This is a genomic window from Arenibacter catalasegens, assembly GCF_002909235.1.
Lineage (GTDB): Bacteria > Bacteroidota > Bacteroidia > Flavobacteriales > Flavobacteriaceae > Arenibacter > Arenibacter catalasegens.
The window spans coordinates 1-10,884 of record NZ_PHQQ01000053.1 but is presented as its reverse complement, the minus strand read 5'-3'; the positions used below and the strand labels follow the sequence as shown (position 1 = coordinate 10,884).

12 protein-coding genes and 1 pseudogene are annotated in these 10,884 nt (G+C 35.0%); 12 read left to right on the top strand and 1 reads right to left on the bottom strand.

What is annotated here, in order from left to right:
- Nucleotides 1-131: 131 nt before the first annotated feature.
- The 10 genes and pseudogenes from CWD90_RS22485 to CWD90_RS22435 form a co-directional block, all read left to right on the top strand.
- A pseudogene (locus CWD90_RS22485) lies at nt 132-272 on the top strand (tyrosine-type recombinase/integrase); the annotation flags it as partial.
- Nucleotides 273-334: 62 nt separating this feature from the next.
- Nucleotides 335-793 carry a hypothetical protein gene (locus CWD90_RS22480; protein WP_103478302.1) on the top strand — a complete coding sequence of 153 codons (459 nt, stop codon included), beginning with the start codon at nt 335-337 and terminating at the stop codon, nt 791-793.
- Nucleotides 794-979: 186 nt separating this feature from the next.
- Nucleotides 980-1,351, top strand: a complete 372-nt coding sequence (locus tag CWD90_RS22475; RefSeq protein ID WP_103478303.1) for a transposase — start codon at nt 980-982, stop codon at nt 1,349-1,351.
- Complete coding sequence (locus CWD90_RS22470) at nt 1,351-2,208, top strand: IS3 family transposase (RefSeq protein ID WP_103478301.1); 858 nt, start codon at nt 1,351-1,353, stop codon at nt 2,206-2,208. Before CWD90_RS22475 ends, CWD90_RS22470 begins: the two co-directional genes overlap by 1 nt.
- Before the next feature lie 67 nt (nt 2,209-2,275).
- Complete coding sequence (locus tag CWD90_RS22465) at nt 2,276-2,791, top strand: hypothetical protein (protein ID WP_103478300.1); 516 nt, start codon at nt 2,276-2,278, stop codon at nt 2,789-2,791.
- 143 nt (nt 2,792-2,934) lie between these two features.
- A complete protein-coding gene (locus CWD90_RS22460; protein WP_103478299.1) occupies nt 2,935-3,675 on the top strand; it encodes a hypothetical protein in 741 nt (246 codons plus the stop codon).
- Nucleotides 3,676-3,973: 298 nt separating this feature from the next.
- Nucleotides 3,974-5,155, top strand: coding sequence for an integrase core domain-containing protein (locus CWD90_RS22455; RefSeq protein WP_103478298.1), 1,182 nt, complete (start codon nt 3,974-3,976; stop codon nt 5,153-5,155).
- 120 nt (nt 5,156-5,275) lie between these two features.
- Nucleotides 5,276-5,842, top strand: coding sequence for a toxin-antitoxin system YwqK family antitoxin (locus tag CWD90_RS22450; RefSeq protein ID WP_103478297.1), 567 nt, complete (start codon nt 5,276-5,278; stop codon nt 5,840-5,842).
- Between the two features lie 220 nt (nt 5,843-6,062).
- A complete protein-coding gene (locus CWD90_RS22440) occupies nt 6,063-6,539 on the top strand; it encodes an SRPBCC family protein (protein WP_103478295.1) in 477 nt (158 codons plus the stop codon).
- Between the two features lie 219 nt (nt 6,540-6,758).
- Nucleotides 6,759-7,103 carry a hypothetical protein gene (locus CWD90_RS22435; RefSeq protein ID WP_103478294.1) on the top strand — a complete coding sequence of 115 codons (345 nt, stop codon included), beginning with the start codon at nt 6,759-6,761 and terminating at the stop codon, nt 7,101-7,103.
- A gap of 586 nt (nt 7,104-7,689) precedes the next feature.
- Here CWD90_RS22435 and CWD90_RS22430 read toward each other — a convergent pair.
- Nucleotides 7,690-8,232, bottom strand: a complete 543-nt coding sequence (locus CWD90_RS22430; RefSeq protein WP_103478293.1) for a hypothetical protein — start codon at nt 8,230-8,232, stop codon at nt 7,690-7,692.
- Nucleotides 8,233-8,516: 284 nt separating this feature from the next.
- On the opposite strand from CWD90_RS22430, the gene CWD90_RS22425 reads away from it, so the two are divergent.
- Both CWD90_RS22425 and CWD90_RS22420 read left to right on the top strand, forming a co-directional pair.
- Nucleotides 8,517-9,692, top strand: coding sequence for a TlpA family protein disulfide reductase (locus CWD90_RS22425; protein WP_103478292.1), 1,176 nt, complete (start codon nt 8,517-8,519; stop codon nt 9,690-9,692).
- Nucleotides 9,693-10,018: 326 nt separating this feature from the next.
- Complete coding sequence (locus CWD90_RS22420) at nt 10,019-10,621, top strand: helix-turn-helix domain-containing protein (protein WP_103478291.1); 603 nt, start codon at nt 10,019-10,021, stop codon at nt 10,619-10,621.
- Nucleotides 10,622-10,884 lie beyond the last annotated feature (263 nt).

The window sequence follows — 10,884 nt, the reverse complement described above, 5'->3', positions numbered from 1 at the left end:
TTTACCATTAATCCAGATTTTAATAGATCTACTATCATAACCTTGAATTCATTATCATACTGTTTTGCCATAATTCAAATATACTTATTACGGACTCTATAAATTAGTGCCATCAAAGGTAGACACTCCACTTTGCCACCCATCTGCTGGAAAATGGCACCGATATTCGCCATATTCAATTATTATTGGGCCATAATTCTACCAAAACAACGGAAATTTACACTCATGTAGCGAATAGATCCTTTATGAATATTAAAGATTTGCTAACTTAGCCTTACATATAAAGGATATATGATCAATGATCATATTCCTACGTTAGCAACAAGCTCAAAAAATGAAAAAGAGGACTTACATATTGACTATCCTGACATTTTTGGTGGGATTTGGATTGTTTGCCTGTAGCTGCCCAGTGTATAAAAATCTCGAAATATTCCAGTTTTCGGAATTTGAACAGTCGGAATGTATTTTTATTGGCGAAGTTTTGGAGTTTAATCCCGAAGAAAAAAGTTATCGAATAAAAGTGGTGGATTCATTTAAAGGAACGGAAAACGGAATTATCTACGATGGGACTTATGACCAACAATGCGGTCCGACAATCAATGGACTTGGAAAGTGGATTTTTTACGGACATACGGATTCAAATGGAATACTAAGAATTAATGAGTGTGGACTGACTAGAAGTTTGGAAAATCCAGTTCACAGTTTTCTGGACTTTGAAAAATCTGATTCTGAAATCAAAAAGCAAGCGCATAAGGACTTAGAAATGGAAATCAAAAAATTGAGGGAAAAATAAAGCCAGTTGCTAACAATACCTATAATCCATTGCGGCTTTTTAACAAAAATGAAAAACACTAACATTAAAACGGCCCGATTCCAGACGGACAATTTCCGTTGGAAATTATCCGCAACGGAATCATAGCCTTAACGTTATGTGCAAGCTTGACCCGTCCTGAAATATGTATACAAAAAACAAATGTATATGTATAAAAATGATGGATATGTAAGACGTTACAGCGAAAGCTTTAAACTCAAGATTCTCGCAGAACTTACGAAAGGAAACCATTCCAAAAGACAAATTGCATTAACTTACGGGATACAATCCAGTACTATAAACGTATGGATAAAGAAGTATGGACGTAAAGATTTAATGAACACCCGTGTAACCGTGCAAACAGACGATGAATTCACCCGTATCAAAGCCCTCCAGAAAGAGCTGAAGCAACTCAAGGACCTTCTTATCAAAAAGGACCTTGATAAGCTCGTTGCCGACAGCTATCTTCAAGTGGCCGCCGAGAACCTGGGGTACAAAGATGTTGAGGAACTAAAAAAAAACTTAAACATCGAGCCCTAATGAAAATAGTACCCAAAAACAGAAAGGACAGACTGTTCACCATCGATGCTATTTGTGATGCATTTTCTTTAAAAAGAGATGCCTATTACAAATTCCATAAACGTTATCTAGCTAAAACGGAGGTGGAACAGATCGTTGTCGAGCTCGTTCGAAAAAGCAGAAGGACCCTGCCCAGGGAAGGCACTAGGAAACTGATGAAGTCGTTACATGAAGATTTTAATAAGCAACAACTGAAAATCGGTAGGGACCGGCTGTTCCGTATCTTGAGAGAAAATGGGTTGCTTGTTAGAAGAAAGAAATATTCTTCTAGAACTACCAATTCATATCACAGGTTCTACAAGTACAACAACATCATAAAAGACCTGAAAATCGACAGGCCCAATCAAGTTTGGGCCTCAGACATAACCTATATCAGAACCATTGAAGGATTCTGTTACCTGGCGTTGATCACGGACATGTATTCAAGAAAAATCGTAGGCTTCGACCTAAGTGACAGTCTTGAACTCAAAGGATGCGTAAGGGCGCTGAACAAAGCTATTTATAACGCTAAGAACGTTAAGCAGCTTATTCATCATTCGGACAGGGGAATTCAGTATTGTAGCAACATATACACACGGATACTGAAAAGAAAAAAGATAGGAATCAGTATGACAGAAGAAAACCATTGCTATGAAAACGCCATGGCAGAAAGGGTAAACGGAATACTAAAAGACGAATTTTATCTCGACCAGACCTTTACTAGCGTGGTTCATGCTAAAAAGGCAACCAAAAACGCAATCAAGTTGTACAACAACAAAAGATTACATTTATCTTTAGATTATAAAACACCTAATTACGTGCATCAATATGCCGCTTAAACTTAATATTAATCTGTAGCCGTATTTTAGGACGTGACAGCTGAAAAAAGATTCGAACTAATAACAAATGACTGAACAATCAATAATAAAACAAATTGGAAAATCGGCTGAAATCGATTTACGAAAACCGAAACCAATTGGTAGTACAGGATTTCATTTAAAGTCATTTAAAACTAAAAAAAACGGAACTGATTCTCTGAAAATTGACTCTAAATGCAACTTTGAAAAGTGGACTGACGGACTTTTGTTACGTGCGAATTATTCTAATAAACTGACTGCGATTCCCATTCCGAATGAAAACATTATCGGAATTACGTTAACTCGCGGAAAAGAAAATATTGACCCGTTTTTTTTGTCACCAATGTGGATTTTATTAAAACTTGGAGTTTCTAAATTAACTGCACGATATTTTAGATTTAGACTTCACGAGTATTCAATTGACCAAATGGAATTAAATATAAAAACGACAGATTATGAAATGAATTTAATTGCCAATGGATATTTATTTGAGCGACAATTAAGTTTCTTTGAGAATCTGAATTATGGAAATAAACTAAAAACGGAAATAAAAGCCTGCACATAACACCGTATAAAAATAATTGCGGTTTAGTACTTAATCAAAGGTCGTTGCGTGTTTGTAACGTCTGATTTTCCTTCGGAAAATCCTCGCATACAAACCCGCAACTATTCTTATACATAAACGTTGGCGTGCATTTGAAAAAAGTAATGGATAAAAAAGCAAAATCAATTTTATTTAAAACATATTGGAGTTCTCAAGGTTGGAAACGTGAATATGAAACTGACCCTGTAGACTTTGAATATGCCAAATCTAAAGGATTAATGTTTGACCCAATTTCACTCTCAATGAATGAGGTTAAATCCAATTTAAAAAATTTGTTAAACCAAATTGAAAAAGAGAAGATAACTAATGGATTTTTATCAAGTTTGAGTAATAAACGACTCGATTGGCGTTCTGCTCTTGCAAGTTATTTTAATGCCAAACTTATACTTGAAGGTAAAAGAGAGTTTTATCGTCCTGAAATTTTTAAATACGAAAATGAAGACCTTAATGTTCTCAATTTCGAGCGCATTAAATGGAGTGGCGTTAGACATTCAGACTTATTATACAACTATCTTGATTTAAAGCTATTCGAACAAGAAAATGTTTCTGAACCTACCGAATTAGATATTCAGACTTTTAAAGACATTTTAAAATCAATAAATGATTCAGAAAACGGAGAGTATCCTGGAAAGTTAAGAGATAGACTAAAAGATGTAATGAAAGGAAGCCAAAACGAACGACATACAATTATGGAAATTCTTGGTTGTTGTGAAATTTTGGAACCTAAAAGTTATGATAGACCAACAACTGGAAGGCACGATTGGGCTTTTGTTGAATATTGGAGAGGAGAAGATAAGTTTAATAAGAAAATAGTTGATGAATACTTTGGACAGTATGTGAAATAAAAAACGACACGCCAACAATGGCTATAATTAATACGGGTTTTGGTGCTTAACCCAAAGTTTAGAGCTTTATACCAAGTCCGCCAAATCTTTTGATTTGGCTTTAGAACAAAAAAGATAAAACAAAATAAAAAGTTTTGGCTAAGTGCTTAATCGAAAGGTTACTACTTTTAATTCCCGTACTAACCATAGCCGAGACGTTGTAAACAATGCGGTACGTTAAAGGGACATCCTTTACAAAGTTAAAGTCACATAGTTTACACTTTTTTAGGTTATAATTTGAGATCAAAATCAAATTATCATGCCTTGGAAAGAAACAACAACTATGGAACAGAAAATTGAATTTATCTGTGAATGGCGTACAGGAAAATACACCATCACAGAATTATGCAAAGGCTTCGATATCTCCAGGCCAACGGCCTATAAATTGATAGGCAGGTTCGAAAAGCAAGGTTTTGAGGCCTTAAGGGAACAGTCCAGAGCTCCTGGAAAACATCCCAATGCGACCAGTGAAAATATCGTTGATGGCATTCTAAATTTAAAGACAAAATACAAGCATTGGGGAGCCAAAAAGATCAGGGAACTGTTGTTTAAAGATTTTACGCAGCAAGAAGTCCCTTCAGTGGTCACCGTCCATAACATCCTAAAGAAAAACGGTTTTGTATGCCCACAAAAACGGATGCGGAGAGTCGAACCGGTATACCCTATTTTTGATCCAAAATCATGCAACGAGGTCTGGAGTGCCGACTACAAGGGAAAGTTTTTAATGGGCAATAAGATCTATTGTCACCCGCTCACCATTGCGGACTCCAAAAGCCGATTTCTGTTTACAGCAAAAGGACATTACCATGAAAACCTAAGATCCGCCAAGGCCGAGTTTACAAGGGTCTTTAGAACATTCGGCATTCCCGAACAAATACATACGGACAATGGCAGCCCCTTCGGTTCCGTGCGTACCATCCAAAGATTTACGCAACTCTCCTATTGGTTTATCGAACTGGGGATTACACCTGTTTTTTCGGACCCGGCCCATCCCGAACAGAACGGACGGCATGAACGCATGCACCGCGATCTGAAGGCAGCTTGTGCCAAACCTTCAGCCTATGACCTGAAAGCGCAGCAAAGACGTTTAAATCACTTTGTAAAGGAATACAACCACATAAGACCACATGAAGCACTGGACATGAAAACACCTGCTGATATGCATGATTTTTCCACTAGGCCGTTCCCTGAAAAAATACCTAACTTTGATTACGATGCCAACTATAAAGTTCTTAAGGTGACACAAAATGGATCTATAAGGTGGAAATCCTATTATTGGGTATACGTGACCGCAGCATTAATGGGAAAATATGTGGGGATCCAGGAAATGGGCAACGGGATTTGGAGGGTATTTTATAGAAACACATTTTTAGGTTTCTTTGATGAAAAGTATTTAAGAAATAAAGAACAAGCAACAAGGTTAGAAACTAATTTAGTGTAAAGGCTAATCTTTAACTTGTGTAAACTATGTGCCTTAACGAACATTTTGAAGAAATTAATTAGACATACTTACTTATCGATTTTACTTACTATACCAGTTGTATTAAGTGGGCAAAACTCTTTGAACTTAGAAATCCTTGGGAATTGGGAACATGAAAAACCCAAGCAAGACCCTGAACTTCTATTGGATTCTGATAGTAAGGTTACGTCTAATTTTAATCCTAAGAGCATTTATTTTTTTCAGAAGGACGGAGTGCTGGATATCAAGGAATCGTACGGACAGTTCAAAACGAATTATTCGATTAAGGATAGTATTTTAAGTTTAGGAACTCTGAAATATAAAATACTGGAATTTACCCAAAGCAAAATGGTAATTGAGGAATTTGGAGATTTAGTCTTATTCAAAAAGAAATTAGAATTTGATAGAACCAATAAACAGATTGAGCCAATACCAGCCAAGGAAAAAATTCTCGAATCCTATCAAAACGGTAATGTAAAAACCTCTGGAGAAAGACAAAACGGCTTTGAAAATGGAATATGGACTGAGTGGTATGAAAATGGACATGTCAAATCTGTGATATACTATAATATGGGAGCTCGTCTGATGACAGCAGCTTTTGACGAAACAGGGAAATTAATTTCAAAGAACTGGTTCGATTTACATTCAAACTCTGTTAGGACGGATTAAAAACGTATGGTAACAATACCTAAATGTAATGCGGACTTTAGAGCTAAAACGAAAGGTCTGTGTATATTTATAAAGCCGCTAAATCTTTGGGATTTAGCTTTGGACAAAAAAGAAAAAGCGAAACCAAAAGCTTTAGCTTCGTGGGCAGACGGAAACCAAAAGTTTCCTTGCTACCGCACTACGCTTAGCTAAAACGTTAGCATACATACTGAGAATCAATATGCCAAGAATCGAATTACGAACAGAAATCAAAGCGAGTAAGGAAATCGTATTCGACTTATCACGGAGCATTGACTTACATAAAATCTCCACTGAACATACAGACGAAACTGCAATCGCTGGAAAAACTAGTGGATTAATTGGAATGGATGAATCGGTTACGTGGAGAGCAAAACACTTTGGGATTTATCAACTTCTTACTTCTAAGATTACGGAATTTGAACGTCCAAATCTGTTTGTAGATGAAATGGTTAAAGGAGCTTTCAAAAGTTTTAGACACGAACATCATTTTGAGGACTTAAATGGCGGGACAATGATGACGGATTATTTTGATTATGAATCTCCTTTTGGAATCTTGGGTAAGTTAGCGGACAAGATTTTCTTGCTAAAATATATGACGGACTTATTAGCAGAACGTAATAGAATCGTAAAGGACTTTGCGGAAACGGACAAATGGAAAAAAATAGTTGCGGAATAAAAAAAGTACGTATGCTAACAAAGCCTAAACGTAATGCGGACTTTAGAGCTTAAAAGGAAAGGTCTACGTATATTTATAATGTCGCTAAATCTTATGGATTTAGCTTTGGATACAAAAAGAAAAAGAAAAACAATAAGCTTTAGCTACGTCGGCAGACGGAAACAAAAAGTTTCCTTGCCCCCGCACTACGCTTAGCCGAACCGTTAGCAAAAATGGCTCATGACAAAATTTAGTGATTGGAAAATTGAACCAATGCCCAAACAGACCGAGAGTTTTTATTCTGGGCGGAAGTTGTTGGCTGAAGAATATTCCAAGCTTGTAATGGGGTTCAAACCTACTAGCATGGATGACAAATGGTTCATCTATAGTCAAAATGAATCAATTTACTTTCATCGCAGCTGGTTAGGGCATTGTATTTTTATTGCTAAAATTGTAAAAAGAGAAGATGATATTTTTATTGGCGATATAACAGCTAATAAAAAGCCCGAACAATTTGGCACTAGTGATATAGAGGTAAAAAAAGAAATGTTCAATAAACTGGTTGACTACGTGTTACACAAATAGTTCACTATTCTTTTTTCGAATTTCTTAAAAGGAGAAATAGCCTGATATTTGTCAGATGGACTTTACTCAAACGTAACTATTGCGCAGATGGACTTAACTAGGACGGAAAATAAACGGAAACTCAATTGTTCGTGCTTACTCTTGCGTGTCGCCACATTTTGCTAACAATACCTAAACGTAATGCGGACTTTAGGTTAAAATCGAAAGGTCTGTGTATATTTATAAAGTCGCTAAATCTTATGGATTTAGCTTTGGAAAAGAAAAAATAAATCTAAACAATAAGCTTTAGCTTCGTGCTACGACGTAAACTAATCGTTTACTTACTACCGCACTACGCTTAGCCGATACGTTGTGGTTAATTTGGTACGTTAAAGGGACATCCTTTACAAAGTTATAGATACATAGTTTACACTTTTGAGATTTATAAAAACCTCTCCCGTTCTTGATAATCCTGTTGATTACTTTTTCTTCTGGATTTTGATAATCCGACCATGTCAAACTCATGAAATTGCAATATTTAAAATGTTGATAAATAGACGTTTAAATACCTTAGCGTACGTTTTCGTACCGATGGGCTTCATACCCCTTAAAGTGTTGTAAAAAATGCTATGATTAAATACAATGGAAATAATACAGCTATGGCTATCATATTGTTCCTTAATCTTACTTGTCGTCTTTTGTTTTTAATTAAGTTAAAATCTATTTTTTCCTGAACGACTTCAACATCTTGAATAATAAAAGCAAGATAATTTTCTTCGTCATTTAATTTAGGATTGTTTAAAAATTTAGGTAGAGCTAATTTTTTAGGTGTTCTACCTTTTACCATTATTGTTCTTGGAAAAACCAACGTCCCGAGCTGGATTAGTATAAAAACCAAAGCAACTACTAAACAGAAGTTCAAGCCGACTATTTTTTCAAAGCCTCCTAGTACCATTTTATTAAATGTGTAGGCGACGATACCTGAAAGAATAGCAAACAAAAGCAGGACTATGGAATAAGCTCTATTTGTTATCTTGTTGGACTCACAAATTGTATATTCCAAATAGTCTTTTCCTTCGACTAGTATAAAACGAATGGACTCAATCGGAATGGATTTCCAGTTTGACTTATCAATCTTGAATGTTTTCATATATTATAAATTTAATTAATACTCTAATTAAAAACGATTTGCCAACAAAAAAAATCGTGTCATTTATCGGCCGTTTTACAGTATTGGAAAAGATTATTCCTTTTTTCAATTAGATTTAAATTTTGACGATGAAATTTTCGACTAATCCATAGCTTGCTGAATTCTTGATATTAGTTAAAATTTCACTAATAGGACTGCGTCTTATGCAAAAATAAATTTACATTAGTTGCCAACTAAATAGTAATATCGTAGCTAATGGCTATATTCTTGCTGTACCATAAATCATGAAAAAAACAATTTATTTAATTTGCTTCATCACTATCAAAGTGTTCAGTCAAGAATCGGATACCTCTATATTAGAAAAAACTATTTCAAACATTTATGACATTGAAAGGGTTAAATATCAATCGACATTCCAAGCAATGGATGGTGGAACCACCTATTTGGATAAGATAGACACTGTTTTCTTTGACTTCACAAACAGCAACAATTCAACGCCCAAATATCATATGGCTAGTGATGAATCAGAATTGATATATGATGGCAAAAGACATATTTCGACTTTGGTTAATGAAAAGGTCATTTTAATTGATGATACGCCAAATGCCAATAATCCTTTGATACTGACATTATACGGGGTAAAGAAATTTTTACCCGAAATGATGATGAATGAAAATATTGAATTCGTACGGAAACAAGACACTTTGCTCAACGGACAGAAGCTCTATGTTTTTGATATAACATTTAAAGGCGGATACATTGATTGGGGAAATTTTGTCTTAAAAAACGTCTCGGCAGCTGAAACAGAATATACTTTAATGATTGGTATGTCAGATTATTTGCCAAGAAAGATGATAATGGATAATGGCCCTACCGGGAGAATGAGCAGGACTTATGACAGCTTTGATTTTGACTATAATCAGGATGACAGTGTTTGGAGTGGAGCATTATTTCCCAAAGATTATTCGAAAATGACTTGGGCCGAATACCGAGAGAAGCAAAAAAATAAAATGCAATCATTAAAGGTTCGTTCAGCCGAATCGAAAATTGTACAGGACGTTGAACACTGGAAGCTGCCCAATTTAGAAAACAATTCCATAGTAGACTTTAACAAGCTAAAGGGAAATGTAATTCTAATTGAATTCTGGTTCAAAAATTGCGGACCATGTGTTCAGGCCGTTCCAAAACTTAATGCAATCCATGAAAAATATAAGGATAGTAAGTTCCAACTATTTGGCATTGAATATCGAGAAGATTTCCCCCAGGAAAATTTAATGGCCTATGTTGAGAAAATAAAAATAGAGTATCCAACTCTCTATAAGGGAAAAAGTTTAGCGGCCACTTATGAGGTTACCGCAGCCCCTACATTTATTCTAATAAACAAAAAAGGTGATGTTATTTTTGCAGAATCAGGATTTAATGAGAAGGAAATCATTAAACTAATTGAAGCCAATCTTTAATGGCGTTTTACAAAAGACCATTCCAATTTGTGACTAAATACTGCTTTATTCCAGCTTTTAATCTGTCCCGTAAATCGAACCTTTTTTGGAACTGTCCCCTTTTCTAAAATCGTGTCATTTATCGGCCGTTTTATGGGTCAGTTCTTATTTACGAAAAAATATTAATTTGGCGGTGTTAGTATAAAAGAATAAAAGATCATATTCCTACGTTATATGACATTTGTGCCCAACGTTGGCGAAAATGTCATAAGATTGACATAGAAATGGCACAACCAATATAACAGCATAAAAATATCTTTGCTGAGTAATCATTAAAATATATCTAAATGAAGAATGAAAACTTAGCAAATAAAATTAAAGACTTACGAAACCGAAAAGGATTTTCTCAAGAGCAACTATCAGAGGAATCAAAATTGAGTTTAAGAACTATTCAACGAATTGAAAAAGGAGAGTCAATTCCTAGAGGAGATACTTTGATAAAGCTATCTCAAGCACTTGGAGTAACACCAGACGACCTTTTAGAGTGGACAGATATTGAAGATAAGGGATATTTAACTCTTTTAAATCTAAGCGCTACGAGCCTTCTAATTCAGCCTTTATTGGGCATAATAATTCCGCTTGTGATGTGGATTTTAAAAAGGGAAAAGATAAAACTTGTTGATGATACTGGTAGAAAACTAATAAGCTTTCAAATTACTTGGACTTTGATTCTTTATGTTGTTTTAATTATAGCATCTGAAGGAGTGTTTATACCATTTAGTTTTAACTTTTTAAATTCATTTCCTATCCTGATAGCAAAATCCGAAATAATCGAATTAGTGATATTATTTTTATACTTCTATAATGTAGTTCTCATAATCCTAAATATAAGAAAAAGTCAAAAAGGACTGAAAAATAAATATTTACCTGCAATACCATTTTTGAAATAAAAAAATGCTCCCACAATGGCTCCTATGAAAAGCCTTAGTCCAGTTCTCCTAAATTATTCATATTTATTTTATAAAAGTATGATTAAACGACCGTTTTTTTGAGCTGTCACTTTTTCTAAAATCGTTTCATTTATTGGCCGTGGCTGTTGCAGAAGTGGTCTACGGACAAGGGATTGACCTAATCAGGCTGTTTTTACCTAGTCTTTAGGAGAACCGGTCTTGGTAGAATTTGTTGGCAAAAAATGGTCAGGTAGCCTTTAAAA

Coding starts and splice junctions, on each gene's coding strand:
- CWD90_RS22455 (WP_103478298.1), top strand. CDS start 3,974: ATGCCTTGGAAAGAAACAACAACTATGGAACAGAAAATTGAATTTATC.
- CWD90_RS22430 (WP_103478293.1), bottom strand. CDS start 8,232: ATGAAAACATTCAAGATTGATAAGTCAAACTGGAAATCCATTCCGATT.
- CWD90_RS22460 (WP_103478299.1), top strand. CDS start 2,935: ATGGATAAAAAAGCAAAATCAATTTTATTTAAAACATATTGGAGTTCT.
- CWD90_RS22420 (WP_103478291.1), top strand. CDS start 10,019: ATGAAGAATGAAAACTTAGCAAATAAAATTAAAGACTTACGAAACCGA.
- CWD90_RS22435 (WP_103478294.1), top strand. CDS start 6,759: ATGACAAAATTTAGTGATTGGAAAATTGAACCAATGCCCAAACAGACC.
- CWD90_RS22425 (WP_103478292.1), top strand. CDS start 8,517: ATGAAAAAAACAATTTATTTAATTTGCTTCATCACTATCAAAGTGTTC.
- CWD90_RS22475 (WP_103478303.1), top strand. CDS start 980: ATGTATAAAAATGATGGATATGTAAGACGTTACAGCGAAAGCTTTAAA.
- CWD90_RS22465 (WP_103478300.1), top strand. CDS start 2,276: ATGACTGAACAATCAATAATAAAACAAATTGGAAAATCGGCTGAAATC.
- CWD90_RS22470 (WP_103478301.1), top strand. CDS start 1,351: ATGAAAATAGTACCCAAAAACAGAAAGGACAGACTGTTCACCATCGAT.
- CWD90_RS22440 (WP_103478295.1), top strand. CDS start 6,063: ATGCCAAGAATCGAATTACGAACAGAAATCAAAGCGAGTAAGGAAATC.
- CWD90_RS22480 (WP_103478302.1), top strand. CDS start 335: ATGAAAAAGAGGACTTACATATTGACTATCCTGACATTTTTGGTGGGA.